The following is a 19,866-nucleotide window of genomic DNA, read 5'->3' as shown; positions in this document are numbered from 1 at the left end:
ACCGAACCACCACCTCCCCGACTCGACCACCCGCGGGTTCTCCCGCGTCGCGCTCTCGCGAGGACGGCCCGACGTTGTGTAGGTCGCTACCCGATGTCGGGCCCCCGGAGCGAGAGCCAGCGGGAGGTTCCGCCACCCGAGCCCCCGGCAACCCCGACAGGAAACTCTGAAAAATGCAGTGGATCGAATTCGGCGTTTTTACCGCGCTCTTCCTGTTCGTCTCGGTTCTGGGGTTCCTCGCCACGCGCTGGCGCCGAGCCGAGTCCATGCAGCACCTCGACGAGTGGGGGCTCGGCGGGCGCAAGTTCGGCTCCTGGATCACCTGGTTCCTGGTCGGCGGTGATCTCTACACCGCTTACACCTTCGTCGCGGTCCCCGCGCTGGTCTTCGGGGCCGGTGCGATGGGTTTCTTCGCGCTGCCCTACACCGTCGTGCTCTACCCGCTGGTGCTGCTGCCGCTGCTGCGCATGTGGTCGGTGTCCAGAGTGCACGGTTACGTCACTCCCGCCGACTACGTGCGCGGCCGTTACGGCTCGCCGCTGCTGGCCACGCTGATCGCGGTGACCGGCATCGTCGCCACGATGCCCTACATCGCGCTGCAGCTGGCCGGGTTGGAGGCGGTGCTGCGCACGATGGGACTCAACGCGGGTGGGCTGGCCGGGCACGCGCCGCTGTTCATCGCCTTCCTGGTGCTGGCGCTGTACACCTACCAGTCCGGACTCCGCGCGCCCGCGCTGATCGCGTTCGTCAAGGACCTGCTGATCTACGTGGTCATCCTGGTGGCCGTGTTCTACCTGCCCAGCCAGCTCGGCGGCTGGGGGTCGATCATCGACCAGTCCACCGCGGCGTGGTCCGGTTCGGACTCCGGCGGATCCATCCTGCTCGGGGAGCACAACCAGCTGCAGTACGCCACTCTCGCACTGGGGTCGGCGCTCGCGCTCTTCCTATACCCGCACTCGCTGACCGGTATCCTCGCTTCCTCCGGTCGCAAGGTCATCCGGCGCAACATGGTCGCGCTGCCCGCCTACTCGTTCCTGCTCGGAATGCTGGCGCTGCTGGGCTACGCCGCACTGGCCGCGGGGGTCGAGCCCATCGTCAACGGCGCCACCGGCGAGCCGGACTCCAACACGATCGTGCCGGTGCTGTTCGACCGGATGTTCTCCGACTGGTTCGCGGGGCTGGCCTACGCCGCCATCGGGATCGGCGCCCTGGTCCCCGCCGCGATCATGTCCATCGCGGCGGCCAACCTGTGGACCCGCAACATCTACAAGGAGCACCTGCGCCCCGGTGCCACCCCGGCCCAGGAGGCCAAGCAGGCCAAGCTCGCCTCGCTGGTGGTCAAGTTCGGCGCGGTGCTGAGCATCGTGTTCATCGACCCGCAGTTCTCCATCGACATGCAGCTGATCGGCGGCGTCATCGTGCTGCAGACCCTGCCCGCCGTCGCGATCGCCCTCTACACTCGGTGGCTGCATCGCTGGGCGCTGGTGGCGGGTTGGACGGTCGGTATGGCCTGGGGGCTCTGGCAGCTGTACCTGATCCCGAAGGACCCGGCTACCGGTGAGGGGCACTTCGGCGGTTCCGCGATGCCGTTGTCGGACTTCAGCCTCTTCGGCTGGCAGCCGTTGCCGGACATCCGGACCCAGATCTACGTGGGTGCGGTGGCGCTGCTGTTCAACCTGCTGGTCGCGGTGGTGCTCACTCCGCTGCTGCGGTGGTTCGGCGCCGCCGAGGGCAGCGACGCCACCGCCGAGGCCGACTACCACGCCACCGAGCCGCCCTCCGGTTCCACCGAGGTGGCGGAGGCCGAGACATCCGGTGAGACCGCGTCGCGGTGACGCACGGTTCGGGAAGCGGCATCCGTGAATGCTGTTTCCGGTCCCGGCTTGTATCGGATAGTGTTTCGTGGCTCACGCCTCGCTCGCGGGAGGGCTCGGAGAACTGATCGCGAGGGCGTGTGCTCGGTCCCGAGACTGACGGGAGGCGTGGCAATGGCATCGGACGCGGACGTCATCGTGGTCGGCGCGGGACTCGCCGGGCTGGTGGCCACCTATGAGCTCACCCGCGCGGGCAGATCCGTACTGCTGGTCGAGCAGGAGAACGCCGACAACCTCGGCGGGCAGGCCCACTGGTCCCTCGGCGGACTGTTCCTCGTGGACAGCCCGGAGCAGCGCAGGCTCGGCGTGCGGGACAGCTACGAGCTGGCGCTGCGGGACTGGAACAGCAGCGCGGCCTTCGACCGCCCGGAAGCGGATCATTGGCCGCGACGCTGGGCACAGGCCTACGTCGAGTTCGCCGCGGGGGAGAAACGCTCCTACCTGCGCGGCCTCGGGATGCGGTTCATGCCTTTCGTCGGATGGGCCGAGCGCGGCGGCGGCACCGCGAGCTCCCACGGCAACTCGGTGCCGCGGTTCCACTTCGGTTGGGGGACCGGTCCCGAGATCGTGCGGGTCTTCGCCGACCGGGTGCGGGAAGCCGAGCGTGCCGGTCTGGTGCGTGTCCGGTACCGCCACCGGGTGGACGAGCTGCTCACCTCCGACGGCGTCGCGCACGGTGTGCGGGGCAGCGTGCTGCGGCCCAGCTCGGAACGCAGGGGAGTGGCCTCCTCGCGCGAGGTCGTGGGGGATTTCGAGCACCACGCGCAGGCCGTGGTGGTCACCTCCGGCGGGATCGGCGGCGACCAGGAACTGGTGCGGCGGAACTGGCCCTCCTGGCTGGGACGGAAACCGGAGCACATGCTGACCGGCGTCCCCGCCCACGTGGACGGCAGGATGCTCGACATCGGTGAGCGGTCCGGGGCGAGTGTGGTCAACCGCGACCGGATGTGGCACTACACCGAGGGCATCACCAACTGGGACCCGGTCTGGCCGGGACACGGTATCCGGATTCTGCCCGGACCGTCCTCGATGTGGCTGGACGCCACCGGCGAGCGGCTGCCGGCACCCTACTTCCCCGGTTTCGACAACATGGGTACGTTGCGCCACATCCTCGGCACCGGCTACGACTACACCTGGTTCCTGCTGGACCAGAGCATCCTGGAGAAGGAGTTCGCGCTGTCGGGTTCGGAGCAGAACCCCGACCTGACGGACAAGAGCCCGCGCAAGCTGCTGTCCAGGGTGCGCAAGGGAGCTCCCGGTCCGGTCGAGGCGTTCAAGCGCCGCGGCGTCGACTTCGTGGTGCGGGACAACCTGCGTGACCTGGTCGACGGCATGAACGAGCTCACCGGTGAGTCGCTGCTGGATCCCCGTGCCGTGCGGGAGCGGGTGGCGGCCCGCGACGCCGAGATGAGCCGCCCTTACGGCAAGGACATGCAGGTCTCGGCGATCCGCGCCGCACGGAGGTTCATCAGCGACAGGGCGATCCGCGTTGCCACGCCGCACGGGCTGCTGGACAACGGCAACGGGCCGCTGATCGCGGTGCGGCTCCGATTGCTCACCCGCAAGACCCTGGGCGGGCTGGAGACCAATTTGGATTCCCAGGTGATGCGACCCGACGGCTCCGCGTTCGAGGGGCTCTACGCCGCCGGTGAGGTCGCGGGATTCGGCGGCGGCGGGGTGCACGGTTACAACGCGCTGGAGGGGACTTTCCTCGGTGGCTGCGTGTTCTCGGGCCGTAGCGCCGGACGGGCACTCGCCCGCGACCTTGGTTAGTCGAGAGATGCCCCGGCGATTTCGTGGGAAATCGACGTCCACGTGGCCACACCGCCGCACCGGATCGACAATTTCGTGGGAAATCGACGCCCACGTGGCCACACCGCCGCACCCGACAACCCGAGAGCTTCTCGTCGGCTCTTGGCCGAGGATGGGGGTTTCATGACCGAGTCGCTCGAACCAATGCCGACCGACTGGCAGCGTGCGCTGGTGATCGTGGCGCATCCGGACGACGTGGAGTTCGCCGCCTGTGCGGCGGTGGCGAGCTGGACCGATGCGGGGCACGAGGTCAGCTACCTGCTGGCCTCCCGGGGAGAGGCCGGGATCGACGGAGTTCCTCCCGAAGAGGCCGGGCCGCTGCGCGAACGGGAACAGCGCGAGAGTGCCGCCCTGGTCGGAGTGCACGACGTGCGTTTCCTCGATCACCGGGACGGCGTCATCGAGTCGGGTACCGCGCTGCGGCGAGACCTGGCGCGCGGGATACGTGAAGTGCGTCCGGACCTGGTGATCACGTTCAACCACTACGACCGCTGGGGATTCGGCGGCTGGAACAGCCCGGACCACCGTGCCGTGGGGCGTGCCGCGCTGGACGCCGTCGGCGATGCCGGCAACCGCTGGATCTTTCCCGAGCTCGTCACCGAGGCGGGGCTGCACCCCTGGAAGGGGGTGCGTCGGATCGCGGTGGCCGGATCACCGCACCCCACGCACGCTGTCGACGTCGGCCCGACCCTCGACCGGGCGGTGGGGTCGCTGGCCGCGCACGCCAACTATCTGGCGGCACTGACCGAGCAGGCACCGGAGGACATGGCCCGCGACTTCCTGCACCGCACCACCGCCGAGGCGGGGGCCTCCTTCGGCACCGAGCACGCCGTCGCCTTCGAACTCGTCTAGAGTTCGCCATCTCGGCTGGGCGAGGTGGCTGAAGTGGCGGAACCTCTCGCACGGCTCTCGCTCCGGGGAGGCCCGACATCGGGTAGTGACCTACACAACGTCGGGCCTTCCTCGCGAGAGCCGCACGCGAGAACCCGCGGCGGTGCCGACCGCCGGGATGGTCGGAGTGCGGCTTGCGGGCGTGGTGGGAGTTCGCCCTGCGTTGTTCCGGCGCGGCGATTTCGCGAGAAATCGACGCCACCCGCGCCGTGCTGCCCATCGACCCGGCGATTTCGCGAGAAATCGACGCCGATCGACCTCCGCGCGGCGGGGGTCCTATTCGGACCCACCTTGGTCGGCCCGTTCGAACTCCGGTGCCCAGACGTGCCAGCTCGACAACTCGATCGGGCACTGGTAGGCGACCAACCTGCCCTCGGTGGAGTTGACCAGGGTCTGTGCCTGCTGTTTGGTGATGATCGCGCGGTGTGCGCACACCGTGCATCGCGGGGCGTTGCTGTAGTTCCACATCGTCAACGGCGGTTGTTCCTCACCGGTATGTCGTGGGGCGGGAGTACGGCGTGTGGTCGTGCGGACCGAACGCGGTTCCGGAACGTCGTAACCGGTTGCTTTCGGGCCCGTGCGACTCGCCCGTCCTCACCCACCGTCCACCCAGTCCTGCGGCACGACCACGTGCAGTGCGTTCCGAGCCACCGAGAAGTCCCTCGGAGTTCCCGCGACGAGTTCACCGTCGATGTTGATCGGCATGTTCGGAGTCGTCTCCAGCCGCATTCGCCTGGTGCGGATGTGCTCCGCCTGATCGGTTTCCAGCAGCTTCGTGCTCTTGAAGTTCCGTGCCACAGTGGCCAGCTCGCGGATGTTGCCGTGTTTGATCACCGTCACGTCCAGCGTACTGTCGTCGATGCCGGAGTCGAACACGGCGAGCTGGCCCCCGCCGAAGTAGCGACCGTTGGCCACGGAGACCTGCAGCAGGCTGTTGAACTCCTTCGTCGGGTGATCCCCGTCGGGGAAGGTGAGCCGTGCGGGGAACGGCCGGTGTCGCATGAAACCCCGAGCCGATGCCACCGGATAGGCCAGTGAGCCCACGAGCTTCTTCAGCTTGGGGGACATGGCGGTGGCGACGTTCGAGCCGATACCGACCGAGGCCCGGTTCGCGTAGTAGTTGTTGCCGCACAGTCCGAGGTCGATGTCGACGATCTTGCCTCGTGCGATGGTCTCGCACGCTTTCTCGATCTCGGTCGGGATCTCCAGGGTGCGGGCGAAATCGTTCGCCGTGCCCAGCGGCAGCAGTCCCATCGGAACACCTGTGTGGGCGAGCACGTCGACCACCGAGCTGATCGTGCCGTCACCACCACCGATGATCACGAAGTCGTGCTCGTCGTCGATGGCGGCCCGTACCGTCTCCACCAGCCGCGCCGGGTCCCGGAGCGGATAGGTGATACCCAACGGGACTCCCAGTTCCGTCAGGCTCCGCACGGCCTGCGTGTAAGCGATGCTTCCGGTCCGGGACAGCGTGTTGACCACGACCGCAACCCGGTTCAATCCGCCGCTGGTGGACACCACTGCTCCCGTCTGCCTGCTGCGCCTACATTCCGAAGGGCCTACACCCCGAGGGGCTTACCACCCGAAGTGTATGCGGGGTGTCGTGATGCTTCGTCGGTGTGTGGTGTGCGCTACTCCACCGGCGGATCCCGTGTCGCCCACGAGCGGAGGCACGCGTGCGGCGACCGGAGGCACGCGTGCGGCGACCGGAGGCACGTGCGCGGGAACTCACCGGAACGAGAACGGGGCGGGACCACGCGGTCCCGCCCCGGTTGTGATCTCGCCGTTTCCGGACCTTGCGGTCCGAACTCGGTCGGCGACGCCTCAGCCCGCTGTCGTGGGCGCGTCGGTCGGCGTTTTCTCGATGTAGGCGGCGGCGCGCCGCGCGGGCAGTCGTACCGCTATCGCGTAGAAGTACATCGCCACGCTCCACACCGCGACCACGAGCGAGCCCGTGCCGATGCCGAGGAATCCGTCGCCACCGTTGAGCAGACTGGCTGCCGCCTCGGCGTTGGCGTCCATCTCCCCGAAGTAGCTGAAGACCATCAGTCCGGCGAGCCAGATCGGGAACCAGGAGCCGGCCTTGAAGTCGATCGGCGGCGTGTCGTGCTTGGTGGTGACGTGGTAGATCACGAACACCACGTAGCCGACCAGCAGGCCGATGAGCATCTTCTCGTTGATCGACCAACCCGACCAGAACACCAGCAGGCCGGAGGCGATGAACGCCAGCACCGGGATCAGGTCCCCGCCGGGGAGCCGGAAGGGGCGGTCCTGGTCGGGCAGCTGCCTGCGCAGCGCACCCACCACCAGGCAACCCGGCGCGAAGGAGACGGCGAAGGCGGAGCTGATGAAGCCGATGAACTTCGACCACGCCGGGAAGGGCAGGAAGAAGAAGCACCCGACCACGAACATCAGCAGGATGGACACCCACGGCACGCCCTGCCGGTTGAGCTTGGTCAGCACCTGCGGTGCGTTGTCGTTGCGGGCGTTGGCGTAGGAGAGCCTGGTGGTCACACCCGCGTAGATCAGCCCGGTGTCGGCCGGGGAGATCACGGCGTCGACGCGCAGCAGGAACGCCATCCACGCCACGCCCAGCGTCAGCGCCAGCCCGGCCAGCGGACCGGCGTTCTCGGCGAACTCGAGGTTCTCCCAGCCGCTGCCCAACAGCCGTTCCGGCAGCCCCGTGATGAAGGAGATCTGCAGCAGTACGTAGATGATCGCGGTGATCACTACCGAGCCGATCAGGGCGAACGGCACGTTGCGCTGCGGGTTGTCGGTCTCGCCCGCGAACTCGACACCGTTGCGGAAGCCCAGGTAGGAGAAGGCGATACCCGCCGCCGGGATGGCGGTGAAGATGGCCCCCGCCCCGCTGGGCATGAAGCCGCCGAAGTTGGTGAGGTTGCCCGGGTTGAACTCGGCGGCGAACAGCACGACGATGACCAGCACGATCACCGCGAGCTTCCACCACACCAGTATGTTGTTCAGGTAGGCGAACAGCCGGACGCCGAGCACGTTGATGGCGCTGTACAGCGCCATGAGCCCGATGGCCACGAACCATCCCGCTCCGTTGACCAGGTACTCGCCGTCGGACTCGACCATGAGCCAGCTCGCGTAGGGATACGCGTACTGCATGGTGGCCAGTACCTCGATGGGGGTGACCGCGGCGGCGGCCAGCCAGCTGATCCAACCGGAACTGAAGCTGGCGAAGGAGCCGAAGGAGTAGTGCGGGAAGCGGATGATTCCGCCGACGACCGGGAACATCACCGACAGCTCGGCGTAGACGAACCCGATCAGCATGATCATGATCGCGCCGATGATCCAGGACAGGATCGCTGCCGGACCGGCGATCTGTGAAGCGTAGAGGGCGCCGAACAGCCACCCGGAACCGATGATCGCGCCGACCCCGGTGAACAGCAGGCTGATCCGGTTCACATCCCTGCGGACCCCGTGATCGAGCTGCACCTTGGCCTGCGTCGGTGGCGCAGTTGGTGTCGCCATCTATTCGCCCTTTCCGTACCTTTGTGAGGTCGATAACTACTTTGAGCGTGGACTCTCTAGGATTCGGGCGGTCTCGTCAACACGAAACGGTTAACCTGTCGCGCAAATAAGTAACATTTTGTGTACGAAACAGTGCGTAGACCGTGCGATCGTGTCGCATCTCGGGCGATTCGTGGTTTTACGTGTGATCAGAATCGCGCGAAGATCAGGAGCGCGCTGACCGGCAAGCTCCCACTATGCGGGAAGACCTCGTGTGCCTGTTTACGTGCTCCGCGCGGTCGCGGTTCCCGCGGTATGGGAGCGGTGGTACCGGCGGTAGGTCTCCTCGAAACGGCCGTGTGGCAGCCGCGGCGGGGGTCGAAACGCGGCAGTGACTCGACCCCGGGCGGGAAGTGAGCTCCGGTCAGCCCGCCGTGTTGGGGGCGTCGGTGGGGGTTTTCTCGACGTAGGAAGCCACCCGCCGGGAGGGCAGGCGCACCGCCATGGCGTAGTAGTAGATCAGCACGCTCCACACCACGATGATCAACGCGCCGAGCCCCACGCCTATCGGGCCGTCACCGCCCTGCAACACCAATCCCGCATCGGCGGGCTGGTTCGGGGTGACCTCCCCGAAGTAGCTCAGCGCCAGCATCCCGGCCAGCCACACGGGGAACCAGGAGCCGGCCTTGAAGTCGATCGGCGGCGTGTCGTGCTTGGTGGTCACGTGGTAGATCACGAACACCACGTAGCCGACCAGCAACCCGATGAGCATCTTCTCGTTGATGGACCAGGTGGACCAGAACACCAGCAGATTGGACGAGAAGAACGCCAGCAGCGGAATCGTGTCCCCGCCGGGGAGCCGGAAGGGGCGGTCCTGGTCGGGCAGTTGGCGGCGCATGGCGCCGACCACCAGGCAGCCCGGCGCGAAGGAGACGGCGAAGGCCGAGGTGATGAAGCCGATGAACTTCGACCACGCCGGGAAGGGAAGGAAGAAGAAGCACCCGACCACGAACATCAGCAGCACCGAGATCCAGGGGACGCCCCGTCGGTTCAGTCTGGTGAGTGCTTGCGGTGCGTTGTCGTTGCGGGCGTTGGCGTAGGAGAGCCTGGTGGTCACACCCGCGTAGATCAGCCCGGTGTCGGCGGGGGAGACGATCGCGTCCACTCGCAGCAGCCAGGCCATCCAGACCACGCCGAGCACCAACGCCAGTCCGGCGAGCGGTCCCGCGCTCTCGACGAAGGTCAGCTCGCCCCAACCATCGCCGAGCAGCTCCTGGGGCAGTCCGGTGACGAAGGCGATCTGTAGCAGTACGTAGATGATCGCGGTGATCACTACCGAGCCGATCAGGGCGAACGGCACGTTGCGCTGCGGGTTGTCGGTCTCGCCCGCGAACTCGACACCGTTGCGGAACCCCAGGTAGGAGAACGCCACCCCGGCCGCCGGGATGGCGGTGAAGATGGTCCCGGCGCCCTCCGGGGTGAACCCGCCGAATTCGGTGAGGTTGCCGGGATTGAACGACACGGCGAAGAAAACCACGATGACCAGCACGATCACCGCGAGCTTCCACCACACCAGTATGTTGTTCAGTCGGGCGAACACACCGACGCCCAACGCGTTGATCGTGCTGTACAGCGCCATCAGCGCTATCGCGATCAGCCAGCCGTAGCCGCTGACCAGGTACTCTCCCTCCACCGGAGTCATCAACCAGCCCGCGTATGGGTAGGCGTACTGCATGGTGGCCAGTACCTCGATGGGGGTGACCGCGGCGGCGGCCAGCCAGCTGATCCAGCCCGCGCTGTAACTCGCGAAGGAGCCGAAGGAGTAGTGCGGGAAGCGGATGATCCCGCCGACGACCGGGAACATCACCGACAGCTCGGCGTAGACGAAGCCGATGAACAGCACCATGATCGCGCCGATGATCCAGGACAGGATCGCTGCCGGACCGGCGATCTGGGAGGCGTAGAGGGCGCCGAACAGCCACCCGGAACCGATGATCGCGCCGACCCCGGTGAACAGCAGGCTGATCCGGTTCACATCCCTGCGTACCCCGTGATCGAGCTGCACTGTGGCACGGGTCGGTGAACCAGCCGGTGTGCCCATAATCGGCCCCATTCGAGTGATAGGGATCACTTCGGTGTTCCCATAGCACTCTCAGGCAGAGACGGGAGTTCGGCAACACGAACACGCCTGCGGCCCGAACACGGTCCGCGCAGCGGGGGCCGATCCAGTCCCGCCGTCCGCTCCGCCGCGTGGCCCGGCGGTGTCGATTTCTCGCGAAATCGCCGGGCTGGTGCGGCGGTGCGGCAGCACGGCTCGGGCGGGGTGGGCGTCGATTTCTCGCGAAATCGCGGAGCCACCGGGGTCGACAGCCGAACTCCGAGCACCCTCGTAACCGGCACCGCCGCGGGTTCTCCGGGGAGTGCCTCGCGAGGACGGCCCCGACGTTGTGTAGTACCTACCCGATGTCGGGGCACCCGCAGCGAGGCGCCCCCGGAGGTTCCGCCACCCGCACCGCCACGCAACCCATGTCGTGCGCAGTAGTCATTCGTGACGTTTGAGCCCCTCGAAGGCGATCGTGGTCACCGCCTCGGCGATCTCCTCCTTGGTCAACCCCTGCCTGGGGCGGTACCACTCGATCACCGAGTTCACCATCCCGAACAGCAGCCTGCTGGTCAGTGCCGGGTCCAGGTCCAGCCGCAGACTGCCCGCCCGCTCCGCCTCGGCGACGAGCTCGCCCACCAGGTGGTCGAACTCCCGGCGCCGGGCGAGTGCCTGGCGTTCCACCTTGCTGTTGCCGCGTACCCGCAGCAGCAGGGTCACGAACGGCAGCTCGTCGACCAGCACCTCGACGCTGCGCCGCACCACGTGGTGCAGCCGGTCGATGGCGGGCCCTTCCAGCGACTCGGGCTCGTCCAGCACCGCGAACAGCGCGTCCAGCGCCCGGTCCACGCTCATCCGCAGCAGTTCCTGCTTGCTGGAGACGTGGTAGTAGATGGCCGATTTGGTGATGCCGAGCCGTTTGGCCAGGTCCTCCATGCTCGTGCCGTCGTAGCCGCGCTCGTGGAAGACCTTGACGGCGGTGCGCAGCAGTGAATCGAGGTCGTAGCCCGGTCTGCCCCGCCCCGCACCGTTGTTCGTAGCCGCACCCGCCATGGTCTTCAGTCTCGCAGTATCAGCCGGGGAGCGCGGTCACCGGCCCGCGCGGCCCCGGGGATGGTGTCCACCGGGTATCGCCGCCTCCGGCGAGGATTTCCCGGGCGATCCGGTCGGGACGGTTCGATCAGCTCTCGCGCAGATCGACGATCCGGCGCAGTTTGCCGACCGAACGCGGCAGCGTGTCGGGCTCGACGATCTCCACGCCAGCGCTCACCCCTACCGCGTCCTTGATCGCCGCGGTCAGCGCGCCCGGCGCCTCCGAACGCTGTGCGTCGGTGGTGGTCTCGTCCGCCTCGATGCGGACGCGGAGCTCGTCGAGTCGTCCCTGTCGGGTGAGTTCGAGCTGGAAGTGCGGCGAGAGGCCGTCCTGCCGCAGCACGAGTTCCTCGATCTGGCTGGGGAAGACGTTCACGCCGCGCAGGATGATCATGTCGTCGCTGCGTCCGGTGATCTTCTCCATCCTGCGCATCCCCGGTCGTGCGGTGCCGGGCAGCAGCCTGGTCAGGTCCCGGGTGCGGTACCGGATCACCGGCATGGCCTCCTTGGTCAGCGAGGTGAACGCCAGTTCGCCGTGCTCGCCGTCGGGCAGCGGCTCCTCGGTGACCGGGTCGATGATCTCCGGGTAGAAGTGGTCCTCCCAGATGTGCGGGCCGTCCTTGGTGGTCACGCACTCGTTCGCCACGCCGGGGCCCATCACCTCGGAGAGTCCGTAGATGTCCACCGCGTCGATCCCGGCAGCTTCCTCGATCTCGCGGCGCATCTCGGCCGTCCAGGGTTCGGCGCCGAAGATTCCGATCCGCAGTGAGCTCCTCCTGGGGTCGAGGCCCTGCCTGCGGAACTCGTCGAGCAGCGTGAGCATGTAGGAGGGCGTGATCATGATGATCTCGGGTTCGAGGTCGTGGATGAGCTTCACCTGCCGCTCGGTCATCCCCCCGGAGGCGGGGATCACGGTGCAGCCGAGCCGTTCGGCGCCGTAGTGCGCGCCGAGCCCGCCGGTGAACAGCCCGTAGCCGTAGGCCACGTGCACCTTCTGGCCGGGTCGGCCGCCCGCGGCCCTGATGGATCGCGCGACCACATCGGCCCAGGTGTCCAGGTCCCGCTGGGTGTAGCCGACCACGGTGGGGGTGCCGGTGGTGCCGCTGGAGGCGTGCACCCGCCGCAGCTGGTCCTGCCCGACCGCGAACATGCCGAACGGGTAGTTCTCCCGCAGGTCGTTCTTGGTGGTCGTGGGGAACTTCGCCAGGTCGGCGAGGCTCTCGCAGTCCTCGGGCCGCACCCCGGCCTCGTCGAACTTCCTCCGGTAGCAGGGCACGTTCTCGTAGGCGTGCCGCAGGGTTTCGCGGAGCCGTCGCAGTTGCAGTTCGGCCAGCTCGGCGCGGCTCGCGTGTTCCGCGGCGTCCGGTTCGGCCGCCGAGGTGTCGTGGGGTGGGGTGCCGGAGGGGGCCGGTTCGGTGTGCGCGGCGAGTTCGGTCATGGTCGTGGATCCCTTCAACTCTTGATGCTGCGGCTGTGCCCGCGGAACTCGGCGATGGTTTCCCCGTCGGCGTCGTCGCGGAACACCGTGGTGTCGTAGATGCCGCTGCGTCCCCTGGTGTGGCGTTCGACCGCCCTGGCGTGCAGCAGCTCTCCCTCGTGCGCGGGAGCCAGGAACGTGATCTGCGCGCTCGCGGCGACGGTGATCGGTCCGTGGCTGTTGCAGGCACAGGCGAAGGCCGTGTCCGCCAGCAGGAACACGTAACCGCCGTGGGCGATGGCGTGCCCGTTGACCATTTCCGGGGTCACGCGCATCCGCACGTGTGCGTGCCCCTCCGAGGCTTCGAGCAGCTCTATGCCGAGCGCTTTCGAGGCGTGGTCCTCGTCGAACATGGCCGCGGTGGGAGCGGCTATCGGCGGGTGCTCGGCGTCCAAATCGGTTTCACCACCTCGGAATACTGACCGAACAGTCGGTTGCCTACCCGGGGTCGCCGTGGTTACCTCGCGCGCCGCGCTGCCGGTCTTCGATGGTTTTTTCGTGGGCAACTGTCGGTCAGGTGATTGTGCACGAGCTTGTTCTGCGTCACAATGCTTTACCGACCGATTGGTCAGTAATAAGCGAACTCGGTTGCCCGACCGCGCCACGACGGGCGGTACGGGCACTCGGACAGCAGGCGGACTAACCCAGGGAGATCGCGACGATGGAGCCATTGCGCAGCTACCTCGCGGGACGGTGGCAGCGACCCGACGCGGCCGGAACGCCGTTGCACGACGCCGCGACCGGGCAGGAGGTCGCGCGGATCTCCACCTCCGGGCTGGACCCCGCCGCCGCGCTCGCCTACGGCAGGGAGAGCGTCGGTCCCGCGTTGCGCGAGCTCACCTTCCACCAGCGGGCCGCGCTGCTCAAGACGTTGGCCTCCCACCTGCGCGAACACCGCCACGAGCTCTACTCGCTCTCGGCCCGGACCGGCGCCACCAAGGGCGACTCCAAGTTCGACATCGACGGCGGCATCGGCGTGCTGTTCAGCTACTCCAGCAAGGGCAGGCGCGAGATGCCCGACGACACCGTCTACGTGGACGGTGCCACGGAACCGCTGAGCAAGCAGGGGACCTTCCTCGGTCAGCACATCGCCACCCCGCTGCGAGGGGTGGCGGTGCAGATCAACGCGTTCAACTTCCCGGTCTGGGGACCGCTGGAGAAGCTCGCCCCCGCGTTCGTCGCCGGGATGCCGACCCTGATCAAACCAGCTCCGCAGACCGCCTACCTGACACACCGCCTGGTGGAGCTGATCGTCGAGTCCGGCATCCTGCCGGAGGGATCGGTCCAGCTGCTGTGCGGCGATCCCGGCGATCTGCTCGACCACCTGACGGAGCAGGACACGCTCTCGTTCACCGGCTCGGCCGCCACGGCACGGCGCCTCCGCGCGCACGACAACGTGGTGCGGCGCGGCGTGCGGTTCAACGCCGAGGCCGACTCGCTGAACTGCTCGATACTCGGACCGGACGCCACCCCGGACAGCCCGGAGTTCGAGCTGTTCGTGCGCGAGCTGGTCACCGAGATGACCGTCAAGGCGGGCCAGAAGTGCACCGCCGTTCGCAGGGCGTTCGTCCCGGCGGAGCTCGCCGACGAGGTGACCGAGGCCGTTCGGCGGCGACTCGCCGACATCAAAGTCGGCGACCCCTCCTCCGGCGAGGTCGACATGGGGGCGCTGGCGGATCCGGAACAGCGCGAGGAGGTCCGCCGCTCGCTGAAGGCGTTGTTGGAGTCGTGCCGACTGGTGCACGGGGACCCGAACACGCCGTTCGAACTCGTCGACGCCGACTACGAGCAGGGCGCCTTCGTGCCGCCCATGCTGCTGCGCTGCGACGATCCCGAGCTGCCGCAGCCGCACGAGGTGGAGGCGTTCGGCCCGGTGAGCACGATCATGCCCTACCGCGACGCCGAGCACGCCGTGGAGCTGGCACGTCGTGGCCACGGCAGCCTGGTCGGTTCGGTCGTCTCCGCCGACCCCGACTTCGTCCGCACGGTCGTGACCGGTGCCGCCTCCCAGCACGGTCGGATGCTCGTGCTCAACCGCCACGATTCCGCGGAGTCCACCGGTCACGGTTCACCGCTGCCGCAGCTGGCGCACGGCGGTCCCGGCCGGGCCGGTGGTGGCGAGGAGATGGCCGGGTTGCGCGGCGTGCTGCACCACATGCAGCGCACCGCCGTGCAGGCGGACCCGGACACCCTCACCTCGCTGACCCGGCAGTGGATGCCGGGCAGCGCCCGCGAGACCACGGCGGTTCACCCGTTCCGCAAGCACCTGGAGCGGTTGCGCGTCGGGGACAGCGTGGTCGGCGGGCCCCGCACCGTCACCCGGGAGGACGTGCGGCGCTTCGCCGAGTTCACCGGGGACGAGTTCTACGCGCACACCGACGAGGAGGCTGCCGCCGCCAACCCGTTCTTCGGGGGGCTGGTGGCGCACGGTTACCTCGTCGTCTCGTTCGCCGCGGGGTTGTTCGTCGCTCCCGAGTCCGGGCCGGTGCTGGCCAACTACGGCCTGGAGAACCTGCGCTTCCTGACTCCCACCTACCCGGGCGACGAGATCACGGTCACGCTGACCGCCAAGCGCATCACACCCCGGCACAACGCCGACTACGGCGAGGTGCGCTGGGACGCGGACGTGACCAACCAGGACGGTGAGTCCGTCGCCAAGTACGACGTCCTCACGCTCGTGGCGAAGGAGAACCCATCGGAATGAGGCATCGTCCAACGGACGCGGGGCCCGCCGGGGTGAGAGCCCCCGGGAGGTTCCGCCGAGCGAGCGTCCCGGCAGCGCGAAACGGAAGAATTCGGGGAGGAGGTGAGTGGCGTGAGCACCGATGAAGCCACTGTCACCGACGAGGAGCGGTTATACGAGCGGTTCGAGGCGACCGTCGAGCACGACCAGCGCGTCGAGCCGAGGGACTGGATGCCCGAGGGCTACCGCAAGACCCTGGTGCGCCAGATCGCCCAGCACGCGCACTCCGAGATCATCGGAATGCAGCCGGAGGGCAACTGGCTGACCCGCGCTCCGAGCCTGCGCCGCAAGGCGATCCTGCTCGCCAAGGTGCAGGACGAGGCCGGGCACGGGCTCTACCTGTACTCGGCGGCCGAGACGCTCGGCGTCGAGCGTTCCGACCTGACCGAGAAACTCGTCGCACGACGCCAGAAGTACTCCTCCATCTTCAACTACCCGGCGCTGACCTTCGCCGACATCGGGGTGATCGGTTGGCTGGTGGACGGAGCCGCGATCGTGAACCAGGTGCCGCTGTGCCGGTGCTCCTACGGGCCCTACGCCCGGGCGATGATCCGCATCTGCAAGGAGGAGTCCTTCCACCAGCGGCAGGGCTACGAACTGCTGCTGACCATGATGAACGGTTCCGAGCGGCAGCGGCGGGACGTGCGGGACGCCGTCGACCGCTGGTGGTGGCCCTCGCTGATGATGTTCGGGCCGCCGGACGGGGACTCGCCCAACACTCAGCAGTCGATGGCCTGGGGAATCAAGCGGCACACCAACGACCAGCTGCGGCAGAAGTTCGTGGACATGACCGTGCCGCAGGCGGATGCGCTGGGAGTCACGCTGCCCGACTCCGGGCTGAGCTACAACGCCGAGCGCGAGCACTACGACTTCTCCGAACCGGACTGGGAGGAGTTCCACCGGGTGTTGGCAGGCGAGGGGCCGTGCAACACGCAACGCGTCGAACGGCGGCGCGCCGCGCACGAGGGCGGCTCCTGGGTACGAGAGGCAGCGGTGGCGCACGCGGCGAAGCAGGCGGAACGCGGGAGGGCCGCGGTATGAGCACACCATCCGGAACCGGCGAGAACGGCCGGGACGCGACGGGCGAGGTGGAACGGCCCAGCACGGCATGGCCGCTGTTCGAGGTCTTCGTCAGGGGAAAGCGGGGGCTCAACCACGTGCACGTGGGTTCGCTGCACGCCGCCGACGAGGAGATGGCGCTGCACAACGCGCGCAACCTCTACACCCGGCGCAACGAGGGCGTGAGCATCTGGGTGGTGCGCGCGGCCGACATCACCGCCTCCAGCCCGGACGAGAAGGACCCGTTCTTCGCACCGAACGGGGACAAGGTCTATCGGCACCCCACGTTCTACGAGATTCCCGACGATGTCCCACATATTTAGAATTCCGCACAGCACGGCTTGCCTGGGTGGTTGCTTGGCGGAACCTCTGGCACGGCTCTCGCTCCGGGAGGCCCGACATCGGGTAGGTACTACACAACGTCGGGCCTTCCTCACGAGAGCCGCACCGGAGAACCCGCGGCGGTGCCGACCGCGGGCGTGGTGGGAGTTCCGCGCAGCACGGTTGCCCGGCTTGGCAGGGCTGAGCACCCGGGTCAACAACGGGACTGCGGGGACGCCCGAACCGTCGAGCTACCGGGGTGGTCCGGTGGCGGAACCTGTCGTGGAGTCCCCGCACTCGACAAGTCGTGCCGCAGCGGTTCGGCGGCCACATTCGCAACCGGTGAGGTAATTCCCCATGTCGTTCGACAACGCCTACGAGGCAATCGCCGAGACACATCCCGAGGGGGACGCGCGCTGGGCGTTCGGCACCGGATTCGACGATCCGCTGTCCGGAGTGGACACCACGGTGCCCGCCGGTGTGGACACCGCCGACCTCGCGGCCTACTGCCTGATGCTCGGCGACGACGCGCTGATCCTCTCGCAACGGCTCACCGAGTGGGTGACGTGCGCTCACGAGCTGGAGGACGAGGTGGCGCTGGCCAACATCGCCCTGGACCTGCTCGGGCAGGCGAGGATGCTGCTCTCCCGGGCGGGTTCGGTCGAGGGCCTCGGCCGTGACGAGGACGCGCTGGCCTACTTCCGGTCCGAACCGGAGTTCCGCAACGTGCGGCTGGTCGAGCTGCCCGGCGGTGACTTCGGCAGGACCACAGCCGCGCTGCTGGTGTTGTCCACCTGGCGGTTGGCGCTGCTCAACCGGCTGGTCGGCTCGTCGGATCCGGTGCTCTCCGCGATCGCCGCGAAAGCGGTCAAGGAGGTCACCTACCACCGCGAGTACGCCGCACGCTGGGCCGTCCGGCTCGGTGACGGCACAGACTACTCCGCCGAGCGGCTGCGGAGCGGGTTCGCCGACGTGCTGCCACTGGTCGACGAACTGTTCACCGGGCACGCCGTGGAGCGGCGACTGGCCGCGGCGGGAGTGGCCGTGGACAGCACCGAGCTGCGGGAGGAGTTCGACGGCGTGCTGGCCCAGGTCGCCGAGCAGGCGCTGCTGCGGCTGCCCGAGGTGAACCGGGTGGGCTCGGTCGGCGGCCTCGCGGGCCGCGACGGCGTCCACACCGAACACTTCGGCTACCTGCTCGCGGAGATGCAGAGTCTGGCGCGCGCTGATCCGGAGGCGACATGGTGACCCGTACCGAACGCGATCGGACCGTGGCCGCCGAGGTCGCGGAGTCGGTGACCGATCCGGAACTTCCCATGCTCACCCTCGCCGATCTCGGGGTGCTGCGCGAGGTGACCGTCACCGGTACCGGCGGCGTGGTCGTCACGATCACGCCCACCTACTCCGGCTGCCCGGCGCTGACCGAGATGCGTACCGATCTGCACCGCAGGCTGACCGAGGCGGGCTACACCGACGTGCGGATCCGCACCGAGCTCTCCCCGCCGTGGAGCAGTTCGTGGATCACCGAGCGCGGCAGGCGCGAACTCGCCGAACACGGCATACACCCACCGGACGAGCGGTCGAACGCTCCGGCCGCGCGCGATACCGGTGGCGGGCCGGTTCCGCTGACGCTGGAACCGCCGCGACGGGAGATCCGCTGCCCGCGATGTGATTCCACCGCCACCGAACGGACCTCCGAGTTCAGCGCCACCGCGTGCAAGGCGTTGTATCGCTGCCTGGACTGCAGGGAGCCCTTCGAGTACTTCAAGGAGATCTGACGTGTCCACCCCGACAGCTACCGCGCCGAGGCGCCGCGCGGAAAACTCCTTCCACACCCTCCGGGTGGCCGAGGTCGAGCGGTTGTGCGACGACGCGGTCGCGGTGACTCTCGACGTCCCCTCGGAGCTGGCCGCAGAGTTCGACTTCCTGCCCGGCCAGTCGCTGACCCTGCGGCGGCGCGAGGACGACGGTGAGCACCGGCGTTCCTACTCGATCTGCTCCGCGCGGGGAACCCCGCCCCGCATCGGGGTGCGGCTGGTGCCGGAGGGGTTGTTCTCCGGGTGGTTGACCGGGGGGATCGAGGTCGGTGACGAGATCGAGGTGATGCCGCCCACCGGACGGTTCACCCCGGATCTGACGGTCGGGGGCAGGCACGTGCTGATCGCGGCGGGGTCGGGGATCACCCCGGTGCTGTCCGTCGCGGCCACGCTGCTGGCCGAGACGGATTCGGCGGTCACGGTGATCTACGGCAACCGGCGCAGCGACACCGTGATGTTCGCCGACGAGCTCGCCGACCTCAAGGATCGTCATCCGAGCCGCTTCGAACTGGTGCACGTGCTCTCCAGGGAACCCCGCGAGTCCGAACTGGTCAGCGGGCGGTTGGACGCCGAGCGGCTGCGCGGCCTGCTGGGCACGCTGGTGCCGCTCGACGGTTCGGAACAGTGGTGGTTGTGCGGCCCGTACGGCATGGTCGAGGACGCCGGGGCGGTGCTGGCCGAACTCGGTGTGCCGGGTGAGCGGGTGCACCGCGAGCTGTTCTACGTCGACGACGTTCCTCCCGAGCCGGTGCGGCACGAGGAGGGCGACTACGAGGGCGAGGTGAGCCGGGGACGGGTGACGCTGGACGGTCGCACCACCGAGGTCGCGCTGCCCACCGACACCCCGGTGCTCGACGCGGCCCAGCGGGTTCGTTCGGATCTGCCGTTCGCCTGCAAGGGCGGGGTCTGCGGCACCTGTCGTGCCAGGATCACCGAGGGACAGGTGCGGATGCGCCGCAATTTCGCGCTGGAGGACTCCGAGGTGGAGTCAGGGTTCGTGCTCACCTGCCAGTCGATCCCGGTCACCGAGGAGGTCGCGGTGGACTACGACGTCTGAGCTCTCTTCCCGGGGCGTCGATTTCTCGCGAAATGTACGAGCGGGGCGGCCGAATGCATCCCTCCGACCGCCCCACGGCAACGACCCGAACCGGTTCGGGTAGCGCGTCCGACCGGTCAGCGCTGGGTGGCTGTCCACGAACACC

The 19,866-nt window shown here is 68.2% G+C and carries 16 protein-coding genes; 9 read left to right on the top strand and 7 right to left on the bottom strand.

Annotation, left to right across the window (positions count from 1 at the left end):
- Positions 1–173: 173 nt before the first annotated feature.
- From mctP to BM394_RS09845, 3 genes are all read left to right on the top strand, one after another.
- The gene (gene mctP, locus BM394_RS09855) at positions 174–1,835 is read left to right on the top strand and encodes a monocarboxylate uptake permease MctP (RefSeq protein WP_092976974.1); all 1,662 of its coding nucleotides are present in this window, start codon (positions 174–176) and stop codon (positions 1,833–1,835) included.
- Positions 1,836–1,988: 153 nt separating this feature from the next.
- Entirely contained in the window at positions 1,989–3,647 is a 1,659-nt protein-coding gene (locus tag BM394_RS09850) for an FAD-binding dehydrogenase (protein WP_092976971.1), read from the top strand.
- Between the two features lie 162 nt (positions 3,648–3,809).
- Positions 3,810–4,538, top strand: coding sequence for a PIG-L deacetylase family protein (locus BM394_RS09845; RefSeq protein ID WP_092976968.1), 729 nt, complete (start codon positions 3,810–3,812; stop codon positions 4,536–4,538).
- Positions 4,539–4,853: 315 nt separating this feature from the next.
- Here the strand turns inward: BM394_RS09845 and BM394_RS09840 are convergent, their stop codons facing one another.
- The 7 genes from BM394_RS09840 to paaI all read right to left on the bottom strand — a co-directional run bounded on the left by BM394_RS09840 (position 4,854) and on the right by paaI (position 13,077).
- A complete protein-coding gene (locus tag BM394_RS09840) occupies positions 4,854–5,045 on the bottom strand; it encodes a hypothetical protein (protein WP_092976965.1) in 192 nt (63 codons plus the stop codon).
- Between the two features lie 126 nt (positions 5,046–5,171).
- Positions 5,172–6,095 (bottom strand): diacylglycerol/lipid kinase family protein, encoded by a 924-nt coding sequence (locus BM394_RS09835; protein WP_092977229.1) that lies wholly within the window; start codon positions 6,093–6,095, stop codon positions 5,172–5,174.
- A gap of 306 nt (positions 6,096–6,401) precedes the next feature.
- Positions 6,402–8,075, bottom strand: a complete 1,674-nt coding sequence (locus tag BM394_RS09830; protein ID WP_092976962.1) for an APC family permease — start codon at positions 8,073–8,075, stop codon at positions 6,402–6,404.
- A gap of 403 nt (positions 8,076–8,478) precedes the next feature.
- Entirely contained in the window at positions 8,479–10,155 is a 1,677-nt protein-coding gene (locus tag BM394_RS09825; protein ID WP_092976959.1) for an APC family permease, read from the bottom strand.
- A gap of 441 nt (positions 10,156–10,596) precedes the next feature.
- Entirely contained in the window at positions 10,597–11,208 is a 612-nt protein-coding gene (locus BM394_RS09820; protein WP_092926213.1) for a TetR/AcrR family transcriptional regulator, read from the bottom strand.
- A gap of 127 nt (positions 11,209–11,335) precedes the next feature.
- Positions 11,336–12,685 (bottom strand): phenylacetate--CoA ligase PaaK, encoded by a 1,350-nt coding sequence (gene paaK / locus BM394_RS09815; protein ID WP_092977226.1) that lies wholly within the window; start codon positions 12,683–12,685, stop codon positions 11,336–11,338.
- 14 nt (positions 12,686–12,699) lie between these two features.
- A complete protein-coding gene (paaI, locus tag BM394_RS09810) occupies positions 12,700–13,077 on the bottom strand; it encodes a hydroxyphenylacetyl-CoA thioesterase PaaI (RefSeq protein ID WP_092977223.1) in 378 nt (125 codons plus the stop codon).
- A gap of 308 nt (positions 13,078–13,385) precedes the next feature.
- On the opposite strand from paaI, the gene paaZ reads away from it, so the two are divergent.
- The 6 genes from paaZ to paaE all read left to right on the top strand — a co-directional run bounded on the left by paaZ (position 13,386) and on the right by paaE (position 19,721).
- Positions 13,386–15,428, top strand: a complete 2,043-nt coding sequence (paaZ, locus tag BM394_RS09805) for a phenylacetic acid degradation bifunctional protein PaaZ (RefSeq protein WP_092976956.1) — start codon at positions 13,386–13,388, stop codon at positions 15,426–15,428.
- 111 nt (positions 15,429–15,539) lie between these two features.
- Positions 15,540–16,508, top strand: coding sequence for a 1,2-phenylacetyl-CoA epoxidase subunit PaaA (gene paaA / locus BM394_RS09800; RefSeq protein ID WP_092976953.1), 969 nt, complete (start codon positions 15,540–15,542; stop codon positions 16,506–16,508).
- Positions 16,505–16,849, top strand: a complete 345-nt coding sequence (paaB, locus tag BM394_RS09795) for a 1,2-phenylacetyl-CoA epoxidase subunit PaaB (RefSeq protein WP_245780080.1) — start codon at positions 16,505–16,507, stop codon at positions 16,847–16,849. Before paaA ends, paaB begins: the two co-directional genes overlap by 4 nt.
- A gap of 355 nt (positions 16,850–17,204) precedes the next feature.
- Positions 17,205–18,095 carry a 1,2-phenylacetyl-CoA epoxidase subunit PaaC gene (gene paaC, locus BM394_RS09790; protein WP_092976950.1) on the top strand — a complete coding sequence of 297 codons (891 nt, stop codon included), beginning with the start codon at positions 17,205–17,207 and terminating at the stop codon, positions 18,093–18,095.
- Positions 18,089–18,625: a 1,2-phenylacetyl-CoA epoxidase subunit PaaD gene (paaD, locus tag BM394_RS09785; RefSeq protein ID WP_092976947.1), complete on the top strand. Its 537-nt coding sequence runs from the start codon at positions 18,089–18,091 to the stop codon at positions 18,623–18,625. Before paaC ends, paaD begins: the two co-directional genes overlap by 7 nt.
- Before the next feature lies 1 nt (position 18,626).
- Entirely contained in the window at positions 18,627–19,721 is a 1,095-nt protein-coding gene (gene paaE / locus BM394_RS09780; protein WP_092976944.1) for a 1,2-phenylacetyl-CoA epoxidase subunit PaaE, read from the top strand.
- Positions 19,722–19,866: the final 145 nt, after the last annotated feature.

Origin of the sequence: Actinopolyspora lacussalsi subsp. righensis (assembly GCF_900116555.1) — a bacterium.
In the GTDB taxonomy this organism is placed as follows: domain Bacteria; phylum Actinomycetota; class Actinomycetes; order Mycobacteriales; family Pseudonocardiaceae; genus Actinopolyspora; species Actinopolyspora lacussalsi.
This window is presented reverse-complemented; position numbering and strand designations above follow the sequence as displayed.